Source organism: Flagellimonas yonaguniensis, from assembly GCF_029193885.1.
In the GTDB taxonomy this organism is placed as follows: domain Bacteria; phylum Bacteroidota; class Bacteroidia; order Flavobacteriales; family Flavobacteriaceae; genus Flagellimonas; species Flagellimonas yonaguniensis.
The window spans coordinates 133,512-158,500 of the sequence record NZ_JARFVB010000003.1; the positions used below are offsets into that span (position 1 = coordinate 133,512).

General features: G+C 41.2%; 28 protein-coding genes. 16 read left to right on the forward strand and 12 right to left on the reverse strand.

Annotated elements, in window-relative coordinates; all coding sequences use genetic code 11:
• Positions 1 to 6: 6 nt before the first annotated feature.
• A complete protein-coding gene (locus tag PY092_RS19660) occupies positions 7 to 357 on the forward strand; it encodes a hypothetical protein (protein ID WP_313790209.1) in 351 nt (116 codons plus the stop codon).
• A gap of 9 nt (positions 358 to 366) precedes the next feature.
• Positions 367 to 1,584, forward strand: a complete 1,218-nt coding sequence (locus tag PY092_RS06930; protein ID WP_313790213.1) for a family 20 glycosylhydrolase — start codon at positions 367 to 369, stop codon at positions 1,582 to 1,584.
• 3 nt (positions 1,585 to 1,587) lie between these two features.
• On the opposite strand, the gene PY092_RS06935 is transcribed toward PY092_RS06930, so the two are convergent.
• Genes PY092_RS06935 through ruvX form a run of 3 tightly spaced genes read right to left on the reverse strand, consistent with a single transcriptional unit; the run spans position 1,588 to position 3,091 of the window.
• On the reverse strand, positions 1,588 to 2,031 hold the full coding sequence (locus PY092_RS06935) for a DUF5606 family protein (RefSeq protein ID WP_275615122.1): 444 nt from the start codon (positions 2,029 to 2,031) through the stop codon (positions 1,588 to 1,590).
• Between the two features lie 55 nt (positions 2,032 to 2,086).
• Positions 2,087 to 2,677, reverse strand: coding sequence for a peptide deformylase (gene def, locus PY092_RS06940; RefSeq protein ID WP_275615123.1), 591 nt, complete (start codon positions 2,675 to 2,677; stop codon positions 2,087 to 2,089).
• A 3-nt stretch (positions 2,678 to 2,680) separates the two neighbouring features.
• Positions 2,681 to 3,091 carry a Holliday junction resolvase RuvX gene (ruvX, locus tag PY092_RS06945; protein ID WP_275615124.1) on the reverse strand — a complete coding sequence of 137 codons (411 nt, stop codon included), beginning with the start codon at positions 3,089 to 3,091 and terminating at the stop codon, positions 2,681 to 2,683.
• Between the two features lie 100 nt (positions 3,092 to 3,191).
• Here ruvX and PY092_RS06950 point away from each other — a divergent pair, with 100 nt between their 5' ends.
• Both PY092_RS06950 and PY092_RS06955 read left to right on the forward strand, forming a co-directional pair.
• Positions 3,192 to 4,007, forward strand: coding sequence for a 2,3,4,5-tetrahydropyridine-2,6-dicarboxylate N-succinyltransferase (locus PY092_RS06950; protein ID WP_275615125.1), 816 nt, complete (start codon positions 3,192 to 3,194; stop codon positions 4,005 to 4,007).
• Between the two features lie 260 nt (positions 4,008 to 4,267).
• On the forward strand, positions 4,268 to 5,071 hold the full coding sequence (locus tag PY092_RS06955) for a glycosyltransferase family 2 protein (protein WP_275615126.1): 804 nt from the start codon (positions 4,268 to 4,270) through the stop codon (positions 5,069 to 5,071).
• Here PY092_RS06955 and PY092_RS06960 read toward each other — a convergent pair.
• Positions 5,053 to 5,913 carry a glycosyltransferase family 2 protein gene (locus tag PY092_RS06960; RefSeq protein ID WP_275615127.1) on the reverse strand — a complete coding sequence of 287 codons (861 nt, stop codon included), beginning with the start codon at positions 5,911 to 5,913 and terminating at the stop codon, positions 5,053 to 5,055. The genes PY092_RS06955 and PY092_RS06960 overlap by 19 nt on opposite strands.
• 51 nt (positions 5,914 to 5,964) lie before the next feature.
• Here PY092_RS06960 and PY092_RS06965 point away from each other — a divergent pair, with 51 nt between their 5' ends.
• From PY092_RS06965 to PY092_RS06990, 6 genes are read left to right on the forward strand one after another with little or no spacing between them, the layout of a single operon-like run.
• A complete protein-coding gene (locus PY092_RS06965; protein ID WP_275615128.1) occupies positions 5,965 to 7,044 on the forward strand; it encodes a hypothetical protein in 1,080 nt (359 codons plus the stop codon).
• Positions 7,041 to 7,601, forward strand: a complete 561-nt coding sequence (locus PY092_RS06970; RefSeq protein ID WP_275615129.1) for an L-threonylcarbamoyladenylate synthase — start codon at positions 7,041 to 7,043, stop codon at positions 7,599 to 7,601. Before PY092_RS06965 ends, PY092_RS06970 begins: the two co-directional genes overlap by 4 nt.
• 2 nt (positions 7,602 to 7,603) lie before the next feature.
• Positions 7,604 to 9,034, forward strand: coding sequence for a CCA tRNA nucleotidyltransferase (locus PY092_RS06975; RefSeq protein WP_275615130.1), 1,431 nt, complete (start codon positions 7,604 to 7,606; stop codon positions 9,032 to 9,034).
• A complete protein-coding gene (locus tag PY092_RS06980) occupies positions 9,031 to 10,044 on the forward strand; it encodes a COX15/CtaA family protein (protein ID WP_275615131.1) in 1,014 nt (337 codons plus the stop codon). Before PY092_RS06975 ends, PY092_RS06980 begins: the two co-directional genes overlap by 4 nt.
• A 43-nt stretch (positions 10,045 to 10,087) precedes the next feature.
• The gene (locus PY092_RS06985) at positions 10,088 to 10,591 is read left to right on the forward strand and encodes an IS1096 element passenger TnpR family protein (protein WP_275615132.1); all 504 of its coding nucleotides are present in this window, start codon (positions 10,088 to 10,090) and stop codon (positions 10,589 to 10,591) included.
• Positions 10,592 to 10,635: 44 nt separating this feature from the next.
• The gene (locus tag PY092_RS06990; protein WP_275615133.1) at positions 10,636 to 11,694 is read left to right on the forward strand and encodes a nucleoid-associated protein; all 1,059 of its coding nucleotides are present in this window, start codon (positions 10,636 to 10,638) and stop codon (positions 11,692 to 11,694) included.
• Here PY092_RS06990 and PY092_RS06995 read toward each other — a convergent pair.
• A complete protein-coding gene (locus tag PY092_RS06995; RefSeq protein WP_275615134.1) occupies positions 11,691 to 12,767 on the reverse strand; it encodes a hypothetical protein in 1,077 nt (358 codons plus the stop codon). The genes PY092_RS06990 and PY092_RS06995 overlap by 4 nt on opposite strands.
• A 78-nt stretch (positions 12,768 to 12,845) precedes the next feature.
• On the opposite strand from PY092_RS06995, the gene PY092_RS07000 reads away from it, so the two are divergent.
• From PY092_RS07000 to uvrB, 3 genes are all read left to right on the forward strand, one after another.
• Complete coding sequence (locus PY092_RS07000) at positions 12,846 to 13,742, forward strand: ABC transporter ATP-binding protein (protein ID WP_275615135.1); 897 nt, start codon at positions 12,846 to 12,848, stop codon at positions 13,740 to 13,742.
• A 12-nt stretch (positions 13,743 to 13,754) separates the two neighbouring features.
• Positions 13,755 to 14,588 carry an ABC transporter permease gene (locus PY092_RS07005; RefSeq protein WP_275615136.1) on the forward strand — a complete coding sequence of 278 codons (834 nt, stop codon included), beginning with the start codon at positions 13,755 to 13,757 and terminating at the stop codon, positions 14,586 to 14,588.
• Between the two features lie 66 nt (positions 14,589 to 14,654).
• Complete coding sequence (gene uvrB, locus PY092_RS07010) at positions 14,655 to 16,643, forward strand: excinuclease ABC subunit UvrB (protein ID WP_275615137.1); 1,989 nt, start codon at positions 14,655 to 14,657, stop codon at positions 16,641 to 16,643.
• 91 nt (positions 16,644 to 16,734) lie between these two features.
• Here the strand turns inward: uvrB and PY092_RS07015 are convergent, their stop codons facing one another.
• The 5 genes from PY092_RS07015 to PY092_RS07035 all read right to left on the reverse strand — a co-directional run bounded on the left by PY092_RS07015 (position 16,735) and on the right by PY092_RS07035 (position 20,412).
• On the reverse strand, positions 16,735 to 17,160 hold the full coding sequence (locus tag PY092_RS07015) for an Hsp20/alpha crystallin family protein (RefSeq protein WP_275615138.1): 426 nt from the start codon (positions 17,158 to 17,160) through the stop codon (positions 16,735 to 16,737).
• A 116-nt stretch (positions 17,161 to 17,276) separates the two neighbouring features.
• A complete protein-coding gene (locus PY092_RS07020) occupies positions 17,277 to 17,678 on the reverse strand; it encodes a TerB family tellurite resistance protein (protein ID WP_275615139.1) in 402 nt (133 codons plus the stop codon).
• Between the two features lie 118 nt (positions 17,679 to 17,796).
• Positions 17,797 to 18,132, reverse strand: a complete 336-nt coding sequence (locus tag PY092_RS07025; protein ID WP_275615140.1) for a hypothetical protein — start codon at positions 18,130 to 18,132, stop codon at positions 17,797 to 17,799.
• Between the two features lie 329 nt (positions 18,133 to 18,461).
• Positions 18,462 to 19,655 (reverse strand): ADP-forming succinate--CoA ligase subunit beta, encoded by a 1,194-nt coding sequence (gene sucC, locus PY092_RS07030; RefSeq protein WP_275615141.1) that lies wholly within the window; start codon positions 19,653 to 19,655, stop codon positions 18,462 to 18,464.
• A 118-nt stretch (positions 19,656 to 19,773) separates the two neighbouring features.
• Positions 19,774 to 20,412, reverse strand: coding sequence for an LON peptidase substrate-binding domain-containing protein (locus PY092_RS07035; RefSeq protein WP_275615142.1), 639 nt, complete (start codon positions 20,410 to 20,412; stop codon positions 19,774 to 19,776).
• Between the two features lie 161 nt (positions 20,413 to 20,573).
• Here PY092_RS07035 and lysA point away from each other — a divergent pair, with 161 nt between their 5' ends.
• Positions 20,574 to 21,812: a diaminopimelate decarboxylase gene (gene lysA, locus PY092_RS07040; protein WP_275615143.1), complete on the forward strand. Its 1,239-nt coding sequence runs from the start codon at positions 20,574 to 20,576 to the stop codon at positions 21,810 to 21,812.
• 99 nt (positions 21,813 to 21,911) lie between these two features.
• Positions 21,912 to 22,427, forward strand: a complete 516-nt coding sequence (locus tag PY092_RS07045; RefSeq protein ID WP_275615144.1) for a thioredoxin family protein — start codon at positions 21,912 to 21,914, stop codon at positions 22,425 to 22,427.
• Positions 22,428 to 22,465: 38 nt separating this feature from the next.
• Here PY092_RS07045 and guaB read toward each other — a convergent pair whose 3' ends face one another.
• On the reverse strand, positions 22,466 to 23,938 hold the full coding sequence (gene guaB / locus PY092_RS07050) for an IMP dehydrogenase (protein ID WP_275615145.1): 1,473 nt from the start codon (positions 23,936 to 23,938) through the stop codon (positions 22,466 to 22,468).
• A gap of 153 nt (positions 23,939 to 24,091) precedes the next feature.
• Between guaB and PY092_RS07055 the strand changes: the two genes are divergently transcribed.
• Complete coding sequence (locus PY092_RS07055; protein ID WP_275615146.1) at positions 24,092 to 24,442, forward strand: DUF6686 family protein; 351 nt, start codon at positions 24,092 to 24,094, stop codon at positions 24,440 to 24,442.
• On the opposite strand, the gene PY092_RS07060 is transcribed toward PY092_RS07055, so the two are convergent.
• Complete coding sequence (locus PY092_RS07060) at positions 24,428 to 24,952, reverse strand: hypothetical protein (RefSeq protein WP_275615147.1); 525 nt, start codon at positions 24,950 to 24,952, stop codon at positions 24,428 to 24,430. The genes PY092_RS07055 and PY092_RS07060 overlap by 15 nt on opposite strands.
• Positions 24,953 to 24,989: the final 37 nt, after the last annotated feature.

Consider the following 24,989-nt stretch of genomic DNA (forward strand, 5'->3'; position numbering starts at 1 on the left):
ACAAACGTGATTTACAGATCAATTTTGCTGTTCGTTGCAGTTATCTGCATGGCAGCTTGCCAAACCGAAAAAGAGGAAATCAATTTTCCGAAAACGGACCTTGCCAGTGTCCCACTGATTCCAAAACCCATTAAAACAATTCCAACAGGGAGTGCATTTGGGTTGGATGCTGGAACCGTTATCTACACTTCGACCACGAATCCCGAATTTGAAAAAGTGGGAAAGTTCTTGTCCGAGAACATTAAATCCAAAACAGGGCTTGATATTGCTGTAAACACATCATCCGAAGATACGTTGGAGCGATTGATCTACATCAACCAATCCGATAGTGTGGATTTGGAAACACCCGAGTCCTAACAACTATACATTAAAAAGGATTCCATTTTATTGAACGCCAAAACAGCGGCAGGTGCTTTTAGAGGTGTCCAGACACTTCGCCAACTCATTCCAGGAAAAAGCAATGATACGTTGACGGATCACCCATTATGGGTAATTCCCTCTGGCAAGATCATGGATGCTCCAAAATACGGATACCGAAGTTCCATGTTGGACGTGGCACGACACTTTTTCACTGTAGAGGAGGTAAAAAAATATATTGATGCCTTGGCATACTACAAATTCAATACATTGCACCTGCACCTATCCGATGATCAAGGGTGGCGTATTGAAATCAAGTCTTGGCCAAAACTGACCGAGGTTGGTGGTGCCAGCGAAGTTGGTGGTGGCGAAGGCGGATTTTACACCCAAGAGCAATACAAAGATCTTGTCGCCTATGCGGCAGACCGACACATTACCATCGTACCCGAAATTGACATGCCTGGACATACCAATTCGGCATCCCTGAGCTATCCATTTTTGCATTATGCCGGGGCTGAAACACCACGTGTTCGAACCGACATGAAAGTGGGTTATAGTTCTTTTGATGCAAAAAAAGATACGGTTTACAGTTTCTTGGATGATGTAATTGGCGAAATTGCCGCTATGACACCTGGCCCCTATTTTCACATTGGTGGAGATGAAAGTCACGTGACCAAAAAGAGCGATTATATCCTTTTTGTGGAAAAAGTAGGTAAGTTGGTTCAAAAGCACAACAAAAGAATGATCGGCTGGGACGAAATAGCACAAGCGGATATTGACCCCAACTCGGTGATTCAATTATGGAACAATGTTGAAAATGCCATCAAAGCAAGTGAAAGTGGCTCCAAAATCATCATTTCGCCAGCGAAAAAGGCATATTTGGACATGAAATACGACTCCATTTCGGAATATGGATTGCACTGGGCAGGTTACATTCCGGTTGATGTGGGGTACAAATGGGACCCGGAAACTTATGTTGAAGGACTTGCCAAAGAAAATATTCTCGGAATTGAAGCCCCACTATGGTCTGAAACCATTAGCAACAGTACAGAGTTGGAATATTTGGCCTTTCCCAGAATTATTGGGTATGCCGAGTTGGGTTGGTCCCAAAGTGAATATCTTGATTGGGACGACTACAAAGAACGACTAGCTGCACAGGTTCCTTATTTGGAAGCCATGCAAATCAATTATTACCCAACAAAGTTGGTGGATTGGAAAAAGGAATAGTGTTTATTCTTCCTCTTCAGAGGCGGATACAGTAGGTCCTTCTGCATCCTTTTCGTCTTCAACAAAATCAGTGATGTTGTTGTCGAGAAGGATGTTGTACCACTGTATGATCTTTTTGATGTCACTGGCATACACTCGGTCCTCATCATAATTGGGAAGTACCTCGAAAAAATACTCTTCCAACTCGATTTTTTCGGCTTTATGGCTGATGGATGTTTTCTTTCCATCTTCCTTTTCCTTGATTTTTTGGAACACTTCCTTCAAAGGAAGTTCTTCTTCCAAGGTATAAATGGCTATTTCGGACAGCACGCTAACATTGCTTCTTAAACCAACGGTTACACGTTTGCCATCCAAAAGGGATTCTCCAACAAAACCACCTCTGGTTTGGGTCAATAATTTGTAAAGTCCTGGTTTACCACCAATAGATAAAATCTTGTCTAATGCCATTCAAATAGTAATTTATGGGCGCAAAAATATGTTTTTATCGCGAACAGTGATTTTTTTAACGTCCTTTTTTGATGTTAGGAAACCTCATTCGGTAGTCCACACTGATTTTTCCCTTGGAAATCTTTTCCAATCGACTTTTTAAAAGTCGTTTCTTTAGCGTTGAAAGCTTATCGGTGAACAAAACACCTTCAATGTGGTCATATTCGTGCTGAATCACTCTGGCCAATAGACCATCGAAGGTTTCGGTATGTTCTTTAAAATCTTCATCCAAATAACTCATCGTGATTTCAGGCTTACGTTTTACATCTTCGCGGATATCGGGAATACTCAAGCAACCTTCATTAAAGTCCCACTCCTTACCGTTTTCCTCTTCAATCTTCGCGTTGATGAACACTTTTTTGAATCCATCGAGCTGCTTCTGTTCTTCTTCGGACAACTCTTCATCATCTGCAAAAGGTGTAGTGTCCACCATGAACATTCTTATGGGAAGTCCCACCTGTGGAGCTGCCAAACCAACACCATGGGCATTGTACATGGTCTCCCACATGTTTGTAATCAATTCCTCAAGTTTAGGATATTCTGATGTGATATCCTTTGCCTTTTTTCGCAAAACGGGGTCTCCGTAGGCTACTATGGGTAAAATCATAAATCAAAATCTGTTTAAGTAGGCCTGCAATATGAGCGTGGCACTTATTTCATCGACTAGGGCCTTATCCCTTCTTTTCTTTTTCTTCATTCCACTGTCCAACATCGATTGGAATGCCATTTTGGATGTGAACCGCTCATCTTGGCGTTCCATGGGAATGGAAGGAAACTTGGCCGTTAGCTTTTTCAAAAAATCTTGGATAAGCACCTCGGACTCGGATGCCGTATTGTCCATTTGTTTGGGAAGTCCAACCACAAAGCGCTCCACCTGTTCCTTTTGCGTATATTCCTCTAAAAAGGTCAACAAGTCTTTGGTTTCTATGGTCTTTAATCCAGAAGCAATCAACTGGAGTTCATCGGTAACTGCGATACCGGTCCTCACTTTCCCAAAATCCAAAGCTAAAATTCTAGCCAAAACAATTTTTTGGCAAAAATAACCTTAAAAATGTTATGCGCTTAAAAATGGGGTCCATAATTCTACCATGGGGCTTATCTTTGTCAAAACTTTAAGAAAAATGAATGGATTAAGAACGCTTATTGAACAAGCGTGGGACAAAAGAGAGTTGTTGGAAGATGAAAAGACTCAAGTCGCCATACGTGAAGTAATAGACCTAATCGACCTAGGAGAATTAAGATGCGCTGAGCCTACGGAAGATGGGTGGCAAATAAACGAGTGGGTAAAAAAGGCTGTTGTACTTTATTTTCCTATTCAAAAGATGGAAGTGCTCGAAGCTGGCATTTTTGAATACCACGATAAAATTCCATTAAAAAAAGGATATAAAGAAAAAGGTGTCCGTGTAGTTCCCCATGCGGTTGCAAGACACGGAGCCTATATTTCCAAAGGAACCATTCTAATGCCGAGTTATGTGAACATCGGTGCTTATGTGGACGAGGGATCTATGGTCGACACCTGGGCTACGGTAGGAAGCTGTGCACAAATCGGTAAAAATGTCCACTTAAGTGGAGGAGTAGGTATAGGTGGTGTATTGGAACCCTTGCAAGCCGCTCCTGTAATTATTGAGGATAATGCCTTTATCGGCTCCAGATGTATTGTTGTGGAAGGTGTCCGTGTGGAAAAAGAAGCCGTTTTGGGTGCAAATGTGGTTTTGACCGCATCAACCAAAATAATTGATGTGACAGGAGATGAGCCAGTGGAATTGAAAGGTCGAGTGCCAGCAAGATCCGTTGTGATCCCTGGAAGTTACACCAAAAAATTCCCAGCTGGGGATTATCAAGTCCCCTGTGCTTTAATTATTGGAAAAAGAAAAGAAAGTACGGATAAGAAAACTTCCTTGAACAATGCATTACGCGAGCATAATGTTGCCGTGTAGATAGCTTTAAAGCTATTTACAGCAGAACTTTAGGTACAAATCGTACAAATAGGGTTGTTTTTTTCTTTAAGATTGAAGCAACCCTATTGTTTTTTTAGCCTCTATTACATACCGATTAGGATAAAACTTTAAGATTTTAACAAAAAATCGGTAGGGAAATTGCGCAATTGATTGTTGTAAGAAAAATAAACAGTTGAACAATTTTAACCCTGTTTTTTTGTTATAGATTTGTAAATACCAAAACACTACACCAATAAATTATGGCTGGATTGAGCACCCCAAAGCAAAAATTATCAGCACTTATCATTACCTACAATGAAATGGGATACATTGAAAAATGTATCGATTCCGTTTCTTTTGCAGATGAGATCATAGTAGTCGATTCTTACAGTACGGATGGCACTTACGAGTATTTATTGAATCACCCGAAAGTAAAGGTAATTCAAAACCCTTTTGAAAATTTTACTGCTCAAAAATCATTTACACTGAAGCAAGCCGGTAATGATTGGGTTTTGTTTTTGGATGCCGACGAAGTGGTTACCGAAAACCTTCAAAAAGAAATCATTGAAACCATAAATGATCCCAACTCCCATGAAGCGTATTGGTTTTACAGAAAGTTCATGTTCAAAAATGAACCTTTGAACTTCAGTGGCTGGCAAACCGATAAAAACCATAGACTTTTCAGGAAAAGCAAAGCGCATTTTACCGATCGTAAAATTGTACACGAAACCTTAGTGGTCAATGGCAAGTCTGGAATCCTAAAGGAAAAATTAACCCACTACTGCTACAAAAACCACGAAGACTATAAAGGTAAAATGCTCAAGTACGGTCAATTAAAGGCCAAAGAGGACTTTTACAAAGAAAAGCACTTCAATTACCTTTTGATGACAGTAAAACCCCTTTGGAAGTTCTTTAACCACTATATCCTTCGTTTAGGCATTTTGGATGGCAAAAAAGGATGGACCATCTGCTATCTCAACGCATTAGGGGTATTGGAAAGGTTCAGGGAACTAAAAAGATTGGAAAAAAAGAACGAGCTTGCCTACTATTTGGTAATGCCGTAGTGCGTCCAAACCAACTTACCTGACCTAGTTTCCTTGCGTATAGCCTGATTTTTAGCAATGGACTCTGGTGTTTTGTACCCTCTTTTATGATCTAAGTGCACACAAACAGCACTATAACGCAATTGTTTCGACTTTATACCAAAATTGAACAAACGCTCACCCAACTCTCGATCCTGACCACCATATTGCATACGTTCGTCAAAACCGTTCACATTTAAAATGTCTTTTTTCCAACCTGAGGAATTATGACCGTTCCAACTGGCATTGGTCGGTGTAAATGTATTGAGCAACTTGGAAACAATTCCGTTAGCTGTTAATTTATTGTTCTTAAATGTTTTGGGAATACCTTTTTCTTTAAGCCAGTGGATATTGAAACAATTTTGCTTCTCGATATCCTCCAATGTAATCATTTTGGATATGTTCATCGGGAGCATGTAATATCCGCCAGAAATAAAATACCCCGGCTCCTTGTTGATATAATGCACCTCAACAAAATCCTCCCGTGGAATACAATCACCATCCGTCATAATGATGTAATCCGCATTGCAGGCCTCAACGGCTTTGTTCAAAATCCTCGACTTTTGGAAACCATCATCCTCTTGCCATACATGGATGATATTGTAAAAGACCTTTTCGGACATTTCCTCTAACAATTCCTTGGTTTTAGGACCCGAACCATCATCTGCAATAACCACCTCAAAATCCTTGAAAATTTGGCAATTGAAACCCCAAAGCACTTTTTTCAACCATTCCTCGGCATTATAAGTGCTTACGATTACTGATATTCTCGGTGTTTCTGTCTCCTTTGGGTTCATCTGGGCAAAAATAGTAAAGTCTACCATTTAAAAGATAACTTTGCAAAAAGAACCTTCCGTTCTATCCAAAAACTCCCAATGAAGAAAGTAGCAATTATAGAGTTTAACTCTTACCACGATGAATGCCTGTATTCGCAGATGAAGTTTCTCGATTCGGCCGGATTTGTCCAGACCTTGGTCGTGAGCAGTCAAATAAAGGACCGGGCTTCTGAATATCTGGGTATCCCTGAAACTGTGATAACATTTGACCGTTCACATCAAAAGAATTTCTTCAGTCGTATTTCCTTCTTATGGAAACTTAAAAAGCAATTAAAACAAAAAGGCGTAAAAACAGTCATATTCAATACCGCAAGTTCCAGACTGGAAGTGATTTTATTGAGTTTTCTCTTGAAAAAGCGAACTGCTTTATTTGGCATTCTGCATAATCTGAAAAAGGTAAACCACAGCTTTTCCCAAAAGCTCATCAACAGGTCCATTAAAAACTATTTTGTACTCAATGATTTTTTGGAGGACTCCATCGAACTGGAAGATAAATCAATACAGCTACAGAATTTTTACCCCATTTTTTTTCCAACCTACAAGGAAACAACCATCAAAAAACCAAAAGAAGAGATTTGGGTCAGTATACCCGGCAAGCTTGATTTTGGTAGAAGAGACTATTATTTGGTTGCTGAAGCCCTTCAAAAACTACAATCAAAAAACAATTTGAAAATTCTGATTTTGGGAAGTACCAATTCCAATGACCCCAAAAGCAGGGAATTCATTGATTTTCTCCAAAAAAACAAGCTCCAAGAAAACTTTGTGATTTTTGATTCTTTCTTGGATAATGATGTCTTTCATGACTACTTAAAAAAATCGGACTATATCCTCATCCCTTTGGACACTATTGGAGATAACTACGCAAAGCATAAGATCATGGGGTGCTACAATCAAGCCTTTGGGTATCAAAAAACCCTGATTTCCCCAATCGGCCTGAGTCATATCCCAGACATGGACAAGCATTCCATGCTTTATAATGGAGCACAAGGACTCTCCATAGTTTTGGAGCAAATCAGTCAAGGAAAAGGAGAAAAAAAGGAATATCTGGAAAGCAAATGGAGTTTTGAAGCGCAAAAAAACAACTACATCAGCTTTCTTGAAGAAAATCAAATTAAATGATCGAAGAAATCAACAACTGCAATAAAGTACTGCAAGAAGGCGGGCTTATCCTCTACCCTACCGACACCGTTTGGGGCATTGGTTGCGATGCTACCAACCAAGAAGCCGTTAAAAAGGTGTACGCGCTCAAAAAAAGGGAAGACACCAAAGCACTCATCTGTTTAGTAGCCAATCAAGCCATGTTGGAACGCCATGTAAAAGAAGTGCCCGATGTGGCCTACGATATTATGGACTTGGCCACAAAACCAACCACTATCGTATTTGATGACCCGATGGGAATAGCTCCTAATCTGGTCGCGGAGGATAACACCTTGGCCATCCGCGTGGCTTCGGATAAATTCTGCCAGTACCTCATCAATAAATTCAGGAAGCCGATAGTATCCACATCGGCCAATGTCTCGGGCCAACCCACCCCAAAACAATTCAAGGATATTGATGAAGAAATTTTAAAAGGAGTGGACTATGTGGTAAATTTGCCCGATGAAAATATAAACCCTTCCCCCTCCTCCATCATTAAATTGAGTACGGACGGGCAAGTGAAGGTTATTCGGGAATAGCAATGGCGAAGGAATTCCATACAGAGGCAATACAACATCCTATTTTTAAACTTATTGGCGAAGCTTCGGATGAGTTGGGCGTAGACGCCTATGTTATCGGAGGGTTTGTGCGTGATTACTTTTTAAAAAGAAACACCCCAAAGGATATTGATATTGTTGCTATTGGCAGTGGCATAGAACTCGCCAAAAAAGTAGCTTCCAAACTAAAGGGCAAACCTGAGATTTCCGTATTCAAGAATTTCGGTACGGCCATGATCAAGCACAAGGATTTGGAGCTTGAATTTGTGGGAGCCCGAAAAGAAAGTTACAACCGGGATAGCCGAAAGCCCATTGTGGAGGATGGTACCTTGGAAGACGACCAGAACCGTCGGGATTTTACCATAAATGCAATGGCTTTGGCATTGAATGCATCCAATTTTGGAGCACTTTTAGACCCATTTGATGGTTTGGCCGATTTGGACAGGCAAATCATACGCACCCCATTGGAACCAGGAATTACCTATTCCGACGACCCACTACGAATGATGCGTGCCATTCGATTTGCCACACAATTGCATTTTACGATTGAGCTACAATCGCTTCAAGCGATAACCGAGAACAAGGACCGCATCAAAATTGTTTCCAAGGAGCGTATCGTGGATGAATTGAACAAAATATTGATGAGTTCCAAACCATCCCTTGGTTTCAAATTGATGCACCAAACAGGATTGTTGCCACTCATCCTACCCGAATTGACAGCACTACAGGGCATCGAGGAAATTGAAGGCCAACGCCACAAGGACAACTTTTGGCATACTTTGGAAGTGGTGGACAATATCGCGGAAACCACAGACAACCTTTGGTTGCGCTGGGCCGCATTACTGCACGATATCGGTAAGGCTCCAACCAAAAAGTTCCATAAAAAGATTGGTTGGACTTTTCATGCACACGAATTTGTGGGAGCAAAAATGGTATACAAACTTTTCAAAAGGCTACGAATGCCATTGAACGAGAAGATGAAATTCGTTCAGAAAATGGTATTGATGAGTTCTCGACCCATCATTCTATCTGAAGACCACGTGACCGATTCCGCAGTACGACGATTGGTTTTTGATGCTGGCGATTTTGTGGAAGATTTAATGACCTTGTGCGAAGCGGACATCACAACGAAGAATCCGCGCAAACAGAAAAAGTACAAGAACAATTTCAAAATAGTTCGTCAAAAAATAGTGGAGGTCGAAGAACGGGACCATATCCGTAATTTCCAGCCCCCCGTTTCCGGCGAAGAGATCATGAAGACCTTCAACCTGAAACCTTCCAAGGAAATAGGCATCATCAAGGATGCCATCAAAGAAGCGATTTTGGAAGGCGAAATTCCCAACGAATATGAGGCTGCCTACAACTTTATGTTGGAAAAAGGCAAAAAATTGAACCTAAAAGTCCATTCCGAATGAAAAAGAACAAATATGTAGTGTATTGGTTGCTCACTGGGTGTTTTCTAATTTTTGTGATGGTTCTGGTAGGTGGAATTACACGCCTTACCCACTCTGGGCTCTCAATTTCGGATTATAAACTTATTCACGGGACCATTCCCCCGATGAACGAGCAAGAATGGCAAGAAGCCTTTGAATTATATAAGCAATATCCAGAGTACCAAAAACTCAACTATCATTTCGGAATTGAAGAGTTTAAGGACATTTATTTCTGGGAATGGCTGCATAGGGTCATTGGACGATTTATAGGAGTGGTGTTTATTTTACCGTTCCTCTATTTTCTCTTGAAAAAGAAATTGGACCGTCCAACCGTAAAAAAATGTTTGGTTCTGCTCTTTTTAGGTGGATTTCAAGGATTTCTGGGCTGGTACATGGTAAAAAGTGGTTTGGTGGACCGTCCAGATGTGTCCCACTTTAGATTGGCGGCACATTTGACCACTGCGTTTATCACATTTGCCTACAGTTTATGGGTGGCCTTGGACCTCATTTATCCAGAACGAAAAGAAATCAATACGAAAATCAGGAACCTGATTCGAGTTGGACTTGTGCTCCTATTGCTCCAAATTATTTGGGGTGCTTTCGTAGCTGGATTGGATGCCGGGTTCATTCACAACCATTGGCCATTGATGAGCGACGGCAAATTGATTCATGAAACGGTTTACATTGAGCAACAACCCGTCATCAAAAACTTCTATGAAGGGAAAAGCGGGGTACAATTTGTGCATCGGTACTTGGCATACATCGTAGTTGGTTTCATCGCCCTGATTTGGTTCAGAACTAGAAAAATTGAGACAACAGTACTTCAGGAAAAAGGATTGAAAAGTTTGTTGGCTTTGGTTTTTCTTCAATTTGTATTGGGTGTGCTCACATTGATTTACGCTGTACCGCTTTGGCTGGGAATTGCGCATCAAATAGGTGCTTTTTTCCTTTTGGCGACCATGACTTTTACCCTGCACAGGTTCTCAAAATAAGGTCTATTTATTGTACCTTTGTGCCCACTCTAAAATTTGATGGATGATTTATAAAATCAGGATAATACTTGATGCTGAGGAAGATATCTTTCGTGATATCGAAATTGAGGACCAAAGTAATTTGGAGGATTTCCACAATGCCATAACCCAAGCTTTTGGTTTTGAGGGAAGTGAAATGGCCTCTTTTTACACCTGTGACGAAGAATGGAACCAAGATGAGGAAATTGCTCTTTTTGACATGAGCGAGAGCGGTTCCGATATCCGATTGATGAACGAAACACCACTTGACGATGTTTTAACGGAGGACAATCCAAAAATGATCTATGTGTACGACTTTTTTAGCATGTGGACTTTTTTTGTGGAACTAGCAGATATTGTTGACAAAGAAGATGGTAGGATATACCCAAACCTACTGTTTACTTTTGGCGAACTACCGGATGCCCCGCCAGAAAAACAGTTTGAGGCAAAGCCCAGTGATGATGATGGCGATTTTGACGACCTCCTAGATCGTTATGATGATATGGATTTTGACGAAAACTGGAATTAACCGAACTCTTGACCAAGTTTTAACCATTAACACTTAATCTTAACATGCTAAACCTATATAATGCCCAAATTGAAAGTATTTCACTCCACCGAGTAGGAAATAAAAGTAAAAACGAATCTGCTTTTTTGTCCGCAGAGCCATTTTCGCTCAATGATGAAATGTCCGGTCTGTTGAAGGAATACTTTTTTAAACCTTTTAGGGAAAAGGAAGAAAACTACTATAAGTTTGGCCACGAGGTGGATTTAGAGTTCAACGAGGTCTATACAGCGGTTTCTGGGATATTCGAAAATCCATCAGATAACCATGGACTTTCCAAAAAGATCACTACCTATCTTTTTGAGCAATCCAATCACCCACACATTAAAAGCGGGGAAGTTTATGTGGTCCATTTTTCGGATATGGTCATCGATAACCAAAAAACGGATGCCGTGGGTATTTTTAAAAGCGAGCTGAAACACGATTTCCTTCAGTTTGAAGAAAATGAACACAACTTGGAAATCCTGATTCGCCAAGGAATTAACATAAACAAGCTGGATAAAGGCTGTATCGTTTTCAATATTGGCAAAGAAGAAGGGTACAAAGTCCTTTCTGTGGACAGTAACCGCTACGATGCCAAATATTGGTTGGAAAACTTCTTGGGTGTTCTCCCATTGACCGATGAGAACTTCTATACGAAGAACTACCTTAAATTCTGCCAGAACTTTGCCAAAGATGTGGTTTTGCCCGCCGAGGACAAACAACAAGAGGTTATGTTCATGAACCGAGCTGTGAACCACTTTGCCAAAAACGACAATTTTGAAGAGACCTCATTCTTGAACGAAGTCATGGAAAATCCAGAGCTTATCCCTGAGTTTAAGCACTACAAGGTTGAAAAAGGTCCAAAATATAGCATTGAGGACGTTTCCAATTTTGACATTGCCAACAAAGCAGTGAGCGATGCCCGAAAGAAAATCAAGAATGTCATCAACCTGGATACCAATATTCAAATCAAGATGGATTTCATCAATCCGGAATCCGCGGAGAAATTTGTGGAAAAAGGTTGGGATGAGGAACGGCAGATGTATTACTACCTTGTTTATTTCAACAAAGAGCAGAAAAGTTAGAATTTCTTTTCTATAATCTGTTTCATACTTACATCCTCGTAGTTTCGTTTTACAAAATCAAGGGCGTGGGTCAATACTTCGCCCATGGTTTTACTGTCCCTAAAATTAATATCACCTGTCAGTTCCTGTAATTGGGTTTTCAGCATTTCGGTGTTTTCGGGCGGGGCAATGGTATCAACTTGACACACATCCAACAGTCGTTTTAGTCTTCTGCCCCAGCTCAAAATCCTTTTGGCGATAATCGATCGTTCCTCAACAATATATTGGTTGACGGAGTCCACGGTCAACTTGTTCTGAACCAAATCCACCATGGTCTTGTTCTCCTTAAAGAATTGGGGGCGATATACCTTTATTTTCCCTTCGTAACACTGCTGATCAAAATCTATGGCCCTGATTTTATATACCACACTATCAAAATCGTGGGTAGGGACAATAACATAGTTATAGGAGCGCATATCACCCAGTAGGCGAATCGTGCATCGTTCATTGAACTTCACAAACTCCTTGGCAATCTGGGCTTTGTCAAATTCGGTACACTCTGGAAGGTTCTTCTTCATGAAAACATCCCCTGGTATGCCCACTATATGCTCCTCGATCAAAGTGTTTTCATAGATTACGAAATTTAAATTATATGGAGACAACATGTGCTCCAATTCCAAACCGTACACACGTGAGGCGTCCGTTTTTTTTACATAGAACAAGGTATAGTTATCGTTCAAAATGTTACGCACCTTGATCCTGAAGGGCTTTGAGTTCCCAAATGTGCAGTAATCCACATAATCCACATTCAAATATTGAAAGATGGAATCACTACCATCCGACACAAAACTGGAGTACACCCGTTTTAGCGCCAGATCGATTTCATCTCGGTCAAACTCAGGATAAAACACCCGTACCCAAAGGGTATCTTCATCATTGGCATCGTACACGGCAACGCTTCCCGAGAACCTAAGCAGGTCATCGTAATGGATGGGTATCTCAATTTTCCGATTGTAATATTCCAAATATTCATCCAGTTCCTTACTTATGGGATAAGCAGGTTTCTTTTTCGACATCAACTTTTCTTCCGACATTGTATTCGATTATTTTGTAACAAATTGCAATATACTTCGTCAAGTTAGTATAAACCATTCAAAAAACGATAGCATCTTTTGGAAACAATACTTAATGTAAGCCATCTCACCAAAAAGTTTGGGTATCTCACTGCCGTAAAAGATCTTTCCTTTACCATTGAAAAAGGAAATGTCTACGGTATTTTGGGTCCTAACGGAAGCGGCAAATCGACCACCTTGGGCATTATTCTCAACGTAGTGAACCGAACTTCGGGAGAATTCAGCTGGTTCGATGGCAACACATCCACCCACGAAGCCTTAAAAAAGGTAGGCGCCATTATTGAACGCCCCAACTTTTATCCCTATATGGACGCCATCCAGAATTTACGGTTGGTCTGTAAAATAAAGGATGTTCCAGAGACCAAGATTCAGGAAAAACTGGAATTGGTAGGATTATGGGACCGTCGCAACAGCAAGTTCAAAACATATTCGCTGGGGATGAAGCAGCGTATGGCCATCGCCTCTGCCCTGCTCAACGACCCTGAAATATTGATTTTGGATGAGCCCACCAACGGCTTGGACCCACAGGGAATCCATCAGATACGGGAAATCATCAAGAAAATTGCAAGTCAAGGGACCACCATTTTATTGGCCTCCCACTTATTGGACGAGGTGGAAAAGGTATGTTCGCATGTCATCATTCTTCGAAAAGGCGAAAACTTGTATGCAGGTCCAGTGGACAGTATGTTGGCCAGTCATGGATTTTTTGAATTAAGAGCCGATAATCTTGATGAGCTTCAAGAACTATTGGAAAAGAGTGCCAGCTTTGGGAAAATCGAAAACTATAACGGAACCCTTACTGCCTATCTAAAAGAGGAAATGGATGCCGAAAGCTTGAACAAAATGCTGTTTGATAAAGGAATCGTGCTATCCCACCTTGTGAAGCGAAAAGAAAGCCTCGAAGAACAATTTTTAACCTTGACCAAAAACCAATAATCAAAAAAACGAATGTTACGTCTCCTACAAATAGAATTCATAAAACTTTGGAACAATAGGGCCAGCAAGGTGCTGATCATCTCCTATTTTGTGCTCCTGACTTCCATTGCGCTTGTTGCGGCCATAAAATTCGATATTGGCCCGGTACAATTCCACTTGGCCGACCAAGGGATTTTCAATTTTCCTTACATCTGGCACTTCAATACCTTTGTTACCGCACTTTTCAAGCTATTTCTGGCCATTGTCATCGTCTCCATGATGTCCAACGAGTACAGTAACAAGACCATCAAACAAAACCTTATCGATGGGTTGTCCAAAAAGGAATTCATCCTATCTAAAGTACTTACCGTGATTTCCTTTGCGCTGATTTCCACCATTTTTGTGTTCGTGGTCTCCATGATTCTTGGTTTGGTGTATTCAGATTACAATGAAGTCTCCATCATATTCTCCGATTTGGAGTTTTTGCCTGCCTTCTTTTTCAAGTTGGTCGGCTTCTTCTCCTTCTGTCTTTTCTTGGGCATTTTGGTAAAACGCTCCGCTTTCGCTCTTGGCTTCTTGATTCTTTGGACCATATTGGAACAAGTGGTATTTGGGTTATTGGGCTGGAAGGTCATGAGTTGGGAGGCTGCTAAAGCCGTAAAGCGATTCTTTCCCTTGGAGTCCATGGCCAACCTCATTAAAGAACCTTTTACCCGACTTTCGGCGGTACAAAATATTGGTCAGCAAATAGGTGAGGACATGAAATTTGATTATCATGTGTATTGGTACGAGTTCCTCATCGTAATCGTTTGGACTGCCATTTTCATCTATTTATCCTACGCATTATTGAAGAAACGTGATCTGTAGTTTCTCTTGATGAGAATATTAAAAACTTTGCTTCTATTTGGCACCTACCTTTAGTATTTTTACATAATGAAATTTCAGGTAGTTTCCGACTTTAAGCCCACGGGCGACCAACCCGAAGCCATAAGACAATTGGTAAATGGTATTGAGACAGATACCAGGTACCAAACCCTACTAGGGGTTACTGGGTCGGGGAAAACTTTTACGGTCGCCAATGTGGTGGAATCGGTTCAGCGTCCCACCTTGGTCTTGGCGCACAATAAGACCCTGGCCGCTCAATTGTATTCGGAGTTCAAGCAGTTTTTCCCAAACAATGCCGTGGAATACTTTGTATCTTATTACGATTACTATCAGCCCGAAGCCTATATCCCCACAAGTGGACTTTATATTGAAAAAGACCTGTCCATAAACGAGGATATCGAGAAATTACGATTGAGTGCCACCTCCTCACTCCTTTCAGGTCGACGGGATGTACTTGTGGTCGCCTCTGTTTCCTGCCTGTATGGTATTGGGAACCCTATTGAGTTTCAAAAAAACGTCATTACCATACATAGAGATCAGGTCATATCGCGTACCAAGTTTTTAAAGCAATTGGTGCAGAGCCTCTATGCCCGTACCACTGCGGATTTCAGGAATGGTAATTTTAGGGTAAAAGGTGATGTGGTGGATGTGTTCCCCGGTTATGCCGATCACGCTTTCCGTATTCATTTTTTTGGTGATGAAATTGAGGAAATCGAAGCATTGGACCCCTACAACAATAAGGTCATTGAAATTTATGACACCCTGAATATCTACCCTGCGAACATGTTCGTGACCTCTCCCGATGTGCTTCAAAATGCGATAAAGGAGATTCAGGATGATTTGGTAAAACAAATAGATTATTTTAAGGAAATCGGTCGGCCTTTGGAGGCCAAACGTTTGGAAGAGCGCACCAATTTCGACTTGGAAATGATTCGTGAACTTGGCTATTGTTCAGGAATTGAAAATTACTCAAGGTATTTGGATGGAAGAAAACCAGGCACCCGACCTTTCTGCTTGTTGGATTATTTCCCGGATGATTATTTAATGGTGATCGATGAAAGCCACGTAACCATACCCCAAGTACACGCCATGTACGGAGGCGACCGTTCCAGAAAAGAAAATTTGGTGGAATATGGTTTTCGCTTGCCTGCTGCCATGGACAACCGTCCGTTGAAGTTTGAAGAATTTGAGGCACTCCAGAACCAAGTGCTTTATGTGAGCGCCACTCCCGCTGATTACGAATTGGAATTGAGTGAAGGGGTTTATGTGGAACAAATCATCCGTCCCACGGGATTGTTGGACCCGGTAATTGAAGTCCGCCCCAGTGAAAATCAAATTGATGACCTTGTGGAGGAGATTCAACAACGGGTAGAGTTGGATGAGCGCACCTTAGTGACCACGTTAACCAAACGTATGGCAGAGGAACTTACCAAATACCTATCTCGAATAGATGTTCGCTGCCGCTACATCCATAGTGATGTGGATACGCTGGAACGTGTGGAAATCATGCAAGATTTGAGGAAAGGACTCTTTGATGTGCTTATCGGGGTCAATTTGTTACGTGAAGGGTTGGATTTACCCGAAGTATCCTTGGTCGCCATTTTGGATGCGGACAAGGAAGGTTTTTTAAGGAGTAACCGTTCTTTGACCCAAACAGTTGGCCGTGCCGCAAGAAACTTGAATGGAAAAGCCATCATGTATGCCGATACCATTACCGAAAGCATGCAAAAGACCATCGATGAGACCAATTATCGTAGAGACAAACAAATGGCATACAACAAAGAGAACAACATAACCCCAACGGCCCTTAAGAAGAACTTGGACAGTGCATTGGCCAAAAACTCGGTTTCTACCTATCATTTTCAGAAAGAAGAGTTGCGTGCAGCAGAACCAGACCTGAACTACATTACCGAAGACCAAAGGGAAAAGTTGATCAGGGAAAAAAGAAAGGCCATGGAAAAAGCGGCCAAGGAGCTCAATTTTATGGAAGCGGCCAAACTAAGGGACGAGATAAAAATGCTTCAGGAGAAGGAATAAAAAAAACGCGCCCCCGCATGTGCAGGAGCGCGCCTCAACTAACCAACTAATCCAACCATCATGAAACACCTATAGTTGGTGTTCGAATGTCTTATGCTATATCAATCAATCTTTTTGGTTTTGGCAATGCCTCTTGTTTTTTGGGCAATGTCAATTTCAACACTCCATCTTCGTACTTGGCGTCGATTTTAGAGCCATCAACGGTTTCTGGCAGTGTGAAAGCTCTTTTGAACGAAGAATAGGAGAATTCTTTTCTTGTGTAATTATCGTTGCTTTCCTCGTTTTCGGATTTCACTTCGCTGGAAATGGTCAATACATCGTTATCGATTTCCACGGTAAAATCATCTTTTTTCATTCCTGGAACGGCTAGTTCCAATTCAAATCCTTCGGTATTGTCCTTTATATTCACAGCGGGCATGGAAGTATTCCACTTATCTGTTCCACCGAACCAATCAGGACCTACAAAATCGTTCATCAAGGATGGAAAAAACAGGTTGTTTCTTTTTACTATACTCATGGCGATTCAATTTTTAGTTAAACATTTAAATCAACCTGTATAAGTCAAAACCTGTACCAATAGAAAAATCATGTCCATTTGACATGATTCAAGTGAAAACAAATGTCATTTTGACATTAATTGTAATGTGCCTTGAAGATATTGATAAGCACATCCGGCGGAACAATCTTGTTGGGATAGCGGTGCATAATCTCCAACACCTGACTGATAGCGGCTGGCGGCAGACCCATTTTGAGCCCAATATTATAAAGTGTATTGATTTCTTTTTTGTGCTGCTCATGATCCACGTTCATGAGCAAAATAAGTCTATGGAATTGAACAATGCGCTCTGCCTGTGTTTTCAGGCGAACTTTTGGGGATTTCTCCTTTAACAATCCATCAAAAACATCTTTGCTAACTCCTAAATTCCGGGCCACTTTCAGCAAAAATTCGTATTCGGATCGTTTCAGGGAATGGTCAACTCTCGCAAAGCCGATCATCTCCGAAAGAATGCTCAATTTTTCTTTATAAGTACCCATAACGTCTGGTTCTAGTTCGTTATCATAAGTAGATAACTCCAAAACACCCCGTTTTAGTACATAAAAAAGCCCTGAAATTCAGGGCTTTTTTCTAACTAACTCAAACAATTCCCGGTTTTTAAGCGGTAATACGGACTGGAAGCTCATAAACCTTCCCAGGAGCAACCTTATCCAATTGCACCTTTTTGTAGTTAAGACGGTTTTTCACATAACCTTCCACAATATCATGATCAGTTTTAACTGACAACACTACCAATTCACCTTCTTCATTTATAATGAAGCGAACTTCTGCTGTCAATTCTTCTGAATCCAATTTAAATTTATGCTCTTTTAGCAACTCGTAAATTTGACCAGTAAGATTGTTTTCCTCGGTCGATTTCTTACCTTTTGTCGCGAATGCACTCATTGTGGCAAATAATGCCAATGCTACTGAAACAGTTTTTAATTTTTTCATGATTTTGTTTTTTGATTAAACTGATGATTAATGATATGTCAATATCAGAGCTTGATTAATGCTCTATTTTAACGACACTTCAAAAATAAGACGATTAGAAAACATAATTGTTACACTTTAGGGTTATTTAACAAATGTTTAATGTCCTTAACCTTGGGCTAATACTCCTATATTATCAATTCCAAAAAGCCTGATTAAGGAAGTTTCTCAAAACGAAAGTAGTACGGTTACTGAGCATTAAATGACAGATAAAAACCCTTGGTTTGGAAAATAAAAAAAGGGCAATCCTTAACTGGATTGCCCTTTTTAGTATTATATCAGGAATGAGTCTAGCCCAAAACTTCCTCAACTTTGTCCGCAGCTTCTTTAAACTGAACAGCTGAGTGCACAGCTAAACCGGAATTGTCTATAATTTCTTTCGCCAACTCTGCATTGGTTCCTTGCAATCTTACGATAATAGGTACTTGGATAGCATCTCCCATGTTCTTGTAGGCATCAACAACACCTTGTGCCACTCGATCACAACGTACGATACCTCCAAAGATATTGATCAAAATTGCTTTTACGTTGGGATCCTTTAGGATAATACGGAATGCCTCTTCCACCCTTTTCGCATCTGCAGTACCTCCTACATCCAAAAAGTTGGCAGGTTCTCCACCGGCCATTTTAATCAAGTCCATGGTAGCCATCGCCAATCCGGCCCCATTTACCATACAACCCACGTTACCATCCAAATCCACATAGTTCAATCCCACCTCGCGAGCTTCAACCTCGATAGGGTTTTCTTCGCGTAGGTCTCTCATTTCCGCATAAGACTTTCTTCTGTAAAGTGCATTATCGTCAATCGTTACCTTGGCATCGACTGCCATGATTTTGTCATCGGATGTCTTTAGCACCGGATTGATCTCAAAAAGGCTGGAATCACTCTCAACATAAGCCTTGTACAAAGACATTACGAATTTTACCATTTCCTTGAATGCAGTTCCGGACAATCCCAAGTTGAACGCAATCCTTCTTGCTTGGAAAGACAATAGACCCAATCCCGGGTCTACCTCTTCAGTAAAAATCAAGTGTGGTGTTTTCTCAGCCACTTCCTCGATATCCATACCTCCTTCGGTAGAATACATGATCATATTTTTTCCCGTTCCCCTATTCAAAAGAACAGACATATAAAATTCGCTGGTCTCGCTATCGCCCGGATAATAAACATCTTCGGCAACCAATACTTGGTGCACCTTTTTACCTTCGGCAGATGTTTGAGGAGTAACAAGGTTCATGCCTATGATACTACCTGCCAACTCTTCCACTTCTTTCAAGTTTTTGGCCAATTTCACGCCACCGCCCTTACCACGGCCACCTGCATGCACTTGTGCCTTGATTACGTGCCATCCGGTTCCGGTTTCTTGTGTAAGTTGTTTTGCGGCATCTACCGCTTCTTTGGCATTGTGGGCAACAATTCCCCTTTGGATTCTAACACCAAAACTGGCTAAAATCTCTTTTCCTTGATATTCGTGAAGATTCATCTGTGAATTTACTTTTGTTTGCAGACAAAAATAGAAAACACCGCTGACAAATTGAAGATGTTAAATGATTAATTAGCGATAAGTACCAAGAAAATGCTTCTTTCCCTAATTGGAACCGCTACAACTTAAAGTCTTGGAAGTCCAGCGGGTCAAAATTCTTGAAATGTCCGTTCATTTCCATTACTTCTTTGGTACGGTTCACCTCGTTCAACACATTTGTGGTAGCCTCCAAATGTCTTTTGATGAAATTCAGGCGGTCTGTCTCTTTGGACATGAGCAATAATTTGTATTCCTGCTCAAAGGATAGCCCCATTTTGTGGGCCAACGAGTAACTGTTGAATTGTTTGGGAGATGTTCTTGTAAACGGTACTCCCATGATATCATACAAAGCCTCAACCTTTTGAAGCACTTCTTGCCTCAATCCATCATCGGCATCATTTTGCACTTCCAAAAATTCCACCTCCCCACCGGCATAGGGCTTTCCGTCCAGTAGCTTTTCAAAACTCAGCACCTTGAACACTTGACGTGCCACACAAACCACATCCATTTCCCCTGATTTATATGTGTTTACCACCTCCACCAACTGCACCTCCGTCCCATAGGATATTGTATCATTGATATATACAGGAATACCAAAGGTAAGGGCCTCCCTCCTACAATCGGCGATCAATTGTTTGTAACGATCCTCAAAAATGTGAAGAGGGACGGTCTCACCAGGGAAAAACACGGATTTCAATGGAAATAAAGGTAATTTCATACTTCTGATTTTTCTAAAAATACATATCAAAACCTAAAGTCACAACCCTCAAGGTTTTTAATTGTTAAAAATAAAACAATTTGTTATATTTTGATAAATAATCTGGAATCCTTGTGTGTAAAGGCTACATAAGCTAGATTTGCTTAAAATACTCGTTTAACATGAATTCTAAGGACTTACTTCAGCTTACGGAACAATTCGGCGCCCCTCTTTATGTATATGATGCGGACAAGATCACTTCGCAATACAAAAAACTGACCAATGCATTTAAAGGCGTGCCTAAACTCAAGCTAAACTATGCCGCCAAAGCATTGTCCAATGTAAGTATTCTTAGATTGTTGAACAGTTTGGGAAGCGGTTTGGATACCGTGTCCATCCAAGAAGTGAAACTGGGGCTTTTGGCTGGATTTAAACCAGAATCCATCATTTTTACGCCCAACGGGGTTTCTTTGGAAGAAATTGAGGAAGCTGCCGCACTCGGGATTCAAGTGAATATCGACAATCTTTCCATTTTAGAGCAATTTGGGAGCAAGCATCCCGATATTCCCGTATGTATCCGTATTAACCCACACGTGATGGCTGGTGGAAACTCCAATATTTCAGTGGGACATATCGATTCAAAATTTGGAATCAGTGTGCATCAAATACCACATTTGTTGCGTATTGTGGAGTTGACCAACATGAACATCAACGGAATCCACATGCACACGGGCAGTGATATTTTGGATATCGACGTGTTCCTTTACGCTTCTGAAATACTTTTTGAAGCAGCAAAAAACTTCAAGAATCTGGAGTTCATCGATTTTGGTAGCGGATTTAAAGTACCTTATAAAGAAGGTGACATCCAGACCAATGTGGATGAATTGGGAAAGAAACTGACCAAAAGGTTCAATGAATTCTGCAAGGAGTACGGCAAGGAGCTTACCCTAGCCTTTGAACCGGGTAAATTCTTGGTAAGTGAAGCAGGTGTATTTTTGGCCAAGGTAAATGTGGTAAAACAGACCACCTCGACCGTTTTTGCCAGTATCGACTCAGGGTTCAACCATTTGATTCGACCTATGCTATATGGTTCCACTCATGAAATCAGTAATATTTCCAACCCAAAAGGAAGGGAACGCTATTACTCGGTGGTAGGATATATCTGCGAAACGGACACCTTCGGAAGCAACCGAAGGATCAATGAAATCACGGAAGGTGACATTCTTTGCTTTAAAAATGCTGGGGCCTATTGCTTCACGATGGCAAGCAACTACAATTCCAGATACAGACCTGCCGAAGTACTTTGGTACCAAGGGAAAGGACATCTGATCAGAAAAAGGGAAACTTTTGATGACATCCTACACAATCAAGTGGACGTGAAGGAGCTTTATGATACGCCCCAGAAAGAAACTGTGAAGTAGAGCAATAGCCTTATCAGACTGTTAAAACGCATACTTTTTTGGCACAATTTTCGTTAGTTTTGTACGGACAAGACGACAATTTCGTTAAAAACCATGACTATGCGCTCAATTTTCACCCAAATCAGCTTACTTTTTATAGTATTCACAGGCTTTACTGCCCAAGCTCAAGATATCAAATGGATTTCATGGGAAGAGGCCGTGCAACTTTCCCAAACGGACACCCAGCCCAAAAAGATTTTTATTGATGTCTACACAGATTGGTGTGGATGGTGCAAAAAAATGGACAAAAACACGTTTCAACATCCTGATGTATCCAAATACATGCAAGACAATTTTTATATGGTAAAGCTGGATGCTGAAGGTAAGGACCCTATTGAATATCAAGGCAAGACCTTCAAGTTTGTCCCATCTGGAAGAAGGGGCTATCATGAATTGGCAGCAGCTTTGCTACAGGGTAGAATGAGCTACCCCACTGTTGTATTTTTGGACGAACAATTGAATATGTTGTCTCCAGTACCAGGCTATCAACAAGTGGAACCGTTCATGCAGATTGCCAAATACTTTGGCGAAAACATCTACAAGGATAAGGATTGGCAAAGCTACGCTGGGAAATAAATTCATCCCCCAGCGAGTATGTGTTTACTTTACATTATTTATCTACTGTAATTCGGACTCTCTTTAGTAATGGTCACGTTATGTGGATGACTTTCGTGGATACCGCTCGAAGTGATTTTCACAAAACGGGCATTGTTTTTCAAGGCCTCGATATCCCCAGCACCGCAATACCCCATACCTGCACGTAGACCACCGATAAATTGGTGCATGCTTTCCACCAATTCACCTTTGTACGGCACTCGGCCCACGATACCTTCGGGAACCAGTTTTTTGATATCGTCCTCCACATCTTGGAAGTATCTGTCCTTACTACCTTTTTTCATGGCCTCAACAGACCCCATTCCACGGTACGATTTAAACTTACGCCCTTCATAGATAATGGTCTCACCTGGAGATTCTTTGGTACCTGCCAACAACGAGCCCAACATTACGGTATCAGCTCCTGCTGCCAATGCTTTGGGAATATCACCGGTATAACGGATTCCTCCATCGGCAATTACGGGAACCCCTGTTCCTTTCAAAGCTGCAGACACTTCCAAAACAGCGGAAAACTGTGGAAAACCAACCCCTGCGACCACACGTGTGGTACAAATGGAACCTGGCCCAATACCCACTTTAACAGCATCTGCACCTGCTTCCACCAAATATTTGGCAGCTTCTGCAGTGGCGATATTTCCCACCACTACTTCCAATTCCGGGAACGATTTCTTAACCTCTTTCAAAATACCCACCACACCTTTGGTGTGTCCGTGTGCCGTATCAATAATGATGGCGTCAACACCTGCCTTTACCAATGCCTCTGCTCTTTCCACAGCATCGGCGGTTACTCCGATGGCAGCAGCAACACGCAGACGACCGTATTGGTCTTTATTGGCAATGGGCTTTTGGGTAAGCTTTGTAATATCCCTGAACGTAATCAAACCAATAAGCTCATCCTTATCGTTGACCACGGGTAATTTTTCAATTTTATTCTCTTGAAGGATAACCTCCGCTTGCTGCAAAGACGTTCCTTCCCCAACAGTGACCAAGTTTTCCGAAGTCATTACCTCTGCTATGGGACGATTATCGTTTTTCTCAAAACGAAGATCTCGGTTGGTAACGATTCCTATCAATTTATTTTTTGCATCCACAATTGGGATACCCCCGATGCTATGCTCCTTCATACTTGCCTTCGCATCTCGAACCACGGACTCCAAAGGAAGGGTCACGGGATCCATGATCATGCCACTTTCTGCACGCTTTACTTTTCTAACCTTAAGAGCCTGCTGCTCTATGGTCATATTTTTATGAAGAACACCGATTCCCCCTTCCCTAGCCATGGCAATGGCCATACGGGATTCAGTTACCGTATCCATGGCCGCTGAAACTATCGGCACATTTATGGTAATGTTCTTGGTAAATTTTGATTGGATGTTTACTTCTCTGGGAAGTACTTCGGAGTAAGCGGGCACGAGAAGAACGTCGTCGTATGTAAGTCCTTCTCCAACAATTTTGTTTTGGTGAGCTTCCATTGCAATTACGGATTAATTGCGTGCAAATATACCACTAATTTATTTGAATACCACCTTGTATGGCCATTCCATTTTGGAGACCATTCGGAATTTTACCCGTTTATTTAGAATCATTCTATATAATTGTTATATTTAAAGCTCAAAACATTTTATATGTGCAGATTTTTGAATGTAATGGGCCGATCTAAAAATGGAGTGTTGACCTTTTGCAACCATACCAAATTATTTCAATTGATATACAACAACCTCTGTTTTGAATTGTATGAATGGGAGCTTGAGGCATTGAAGGAATATATTGAGCAATTGGACATTCCCTATTGGGAAAACCATCTGAAACATTGGAGCCAGCAGCGAAAAATTCCTATTTCGGTCGGGAAAAAGCACTTCATTATTTTGGTCAATAAAGAAGAAGTAGCCGAACTGTTGAGCTTGCTCCGTTTTGAAAAACAAAAGGTAAAACTTCTGTCCCATGAAGAAATCGACTATCAGTTAATTGATAACTGATTTTGAGGAGTACTTATTGGGGTTTCTTGGGGGAATACACTGCCAAAGCACCAAGCAGGCCGAACCTGTGTAGGTAATCGTCATTAAAATCCCAGAAAGCACTACAACATATCGAAACCAACCCACCCCAGACCACATGACATAAATACCACCGAAAGTCAAGATAATGGAAAGGAAAGGTTCAATGGTCAAAAAGAGTTTTAGTTTTTTGGGAGCCTTTGTTATCCAGACCAATCCGCCCAGCAGGAAGAAAATCAAGGACATGGAGAGCACGTGTGTGTGGATTACGGTCAGCATTTCGCGTTCCCCTTTTTTAAATTTCATGACCTCGGCATCTTCATCATCTTCGTTACCCAAGTAATTTTCCTCAACTCCAGCTGGAGTGGTCGATTCGGTTTCTTGAATAAAGAGCAATCCCGTAAAATACCCCACGGAGAGCACAATCACAAAAACGGAAATAAATAGTCGTAGTTCTTTGGGCAGTGTTGGCAATAAACCGTTGTACTTCATAGTGGAAAATTGTTGATGCATCAAATATATCCATTTA

Bases quoted from the DNA above. Each gene is read 5' to 3' on its own strand.
- PY092_RS06950 (WP_275615125.1), top strand. From the start codon at position 3,192: ATGAATGGATTAAGAACGCTTATTGAACAAGCGTGGGACAAAAGAGAG.
- PY092_RS06995 (WP_275615134.1), bottom strand. From the start codon at position 12,767: ATGTCGGAAGAAAAGTTGATGTCGAAAAAGAAACCTGCTTATCCCATA.
- uvrB (WP_275615137.1), top strand. From the start codon at position 14,655: ATGAAATTTCAGGTAGTTTCCGACTTTAAGCCCACGGGCGACCAACCC.
- PY092_RS06980 (WP_275615131.1), top strand. From the start codon at position 9,031: ATGAAAAAGAACAAATATGTAGTGTATTGGTTGCTCACTGGGTGTTTT.
- PY092_RS07005 (WP_275615136.1), top strand. From the start codon at position 13,755: ATGTTACGTCTCCTACAAATAGAATTCATAAAACTTTGGAACAATAGG.
- lysA (WP_275615143.1), top strand. From the start codon at position 20,574: ATGAATTCTAAGGACTTACTTCAGCTTACGGAACAATTCGGCGCCCCT.
- PY092_RS06970 (WP_275615129.1), top strand. From the start codon at position 7,041: ATGATCGAAGAAATCAACAACTGCAATAAAGTACTGCAAGAAGGCGGG.
- PY092_RS07025 (WP_275615140.1), bottom strand. From the start codon at position 18,132: ATGAAAAAATTAAAAACTGTTTCAGTAGCATTGGCATTATTTGCCACA.
- PY092_RS07015 (WP_275615138.1), bottom strand. From the start codon at position 17,160: ATGAGTATAGTAAAAAGAAACAACCTGTTTTTTCCATCCTTGATGAAC.
- PY092_RS07055 (WP_275615146.1), top strand. From the start codon at position 24,092: ATGTGCAGATTTTTGAATGTAATGGGCCGATCTAAAAATGGAGTGTTG.
- guaB (WP_275615145.1), bottom strand. From the start codon at position 23,938: ATGGAAGCTCACCAAAACAAAATTGTTGGAGAAGGACTTACATACGAC.
- PY092_RS06985 (WP_275615132.1), top strand. From the start codon at position 10,088: ATGATTTATAAAATCAGGATAATACTTGATGCTGAGGAAGATATCTTT.
- PY092_RS07020 (WP_275615139.1), bottom strand. From the start codon at position 17,678: ATGGGTACTTATAAAGAAAAATTGAGCATTCTTTCGGAGATGATCGGC.
- def (WP_275615123.1), bottom strand. From the start codon at position 2,677: ATGATTTTACCCATAGTAGCCTACGGAGACCCCGTTTTGCGAAAAAAG.
- PY092_RS07060 (WP_275615147.1), bottom strand. From the start codon at position 24,952: ATGAAGTACAACGGTTTATTGCCAACACTGCCCAAAGAACTACGACTA.
- PY092_RS06955 (WP_275615126.1), top strand. From the start codon at position 4,268: ATGGCTGGATTGAGCACCCCAAAGCAAAAATTATCAGCACTTATCATT.
- PY092_RS07045 (WP_275615144.1), top strand. From the start codon at position 21,912: ATGCGCTCAATTTTCACCCAAATCAGCTTACTTTTTATAGTATTCACA.
- PY092_RS06990 (WP_275615133.1), top strand. From the start codon at position 10,636: ATGCTAAACCTATATAATGCCCAAATTGAAAGTATTTCACTCCACCGA.
- PY092_RS06975 (WP_275615130.1), top strand. From the start codon at position 7,604: ATGGCGAAGGAATTCCATACAGAGGCAATACAACATCCTATTTTTAAA.
- sucC (WP_275615141.1), bottom strand. From the start codon at position 19,655: ATGAATCTTCACGAATATCAAGGAAAAGAGATTTTAGCCAGTTTTGGT.
- PY092_RS06965 (WP_275615128.1), top strand. From the start codon at position 5,965: ATGAAGAAAGTAGCAATTATAGAGTTTAACTCTTACCACGATGAATGC.
- PY092_RS06935 (WP_275615122.1), bottom strand. From the start codon at position 2,031: ATGGCATTAGACAAGATTTTATCTATTGGTGGTAAACCAGGACTTTAC.
- PY092_RS07035 (WP_275615142.1), bottom strand. From the start codon at position 20,412: ATGAAATTACCTTTATTTCCATTGAAATCCGTGTTTTTCCCTGGTGAG.
- PY092_RS06960 (WP_275615127.1), bottom strand. From the start codon at position 5,913: ATGGTAGACTTTACTATTTTTGCCCAGATGAACCCAAAGGAGACAGAA.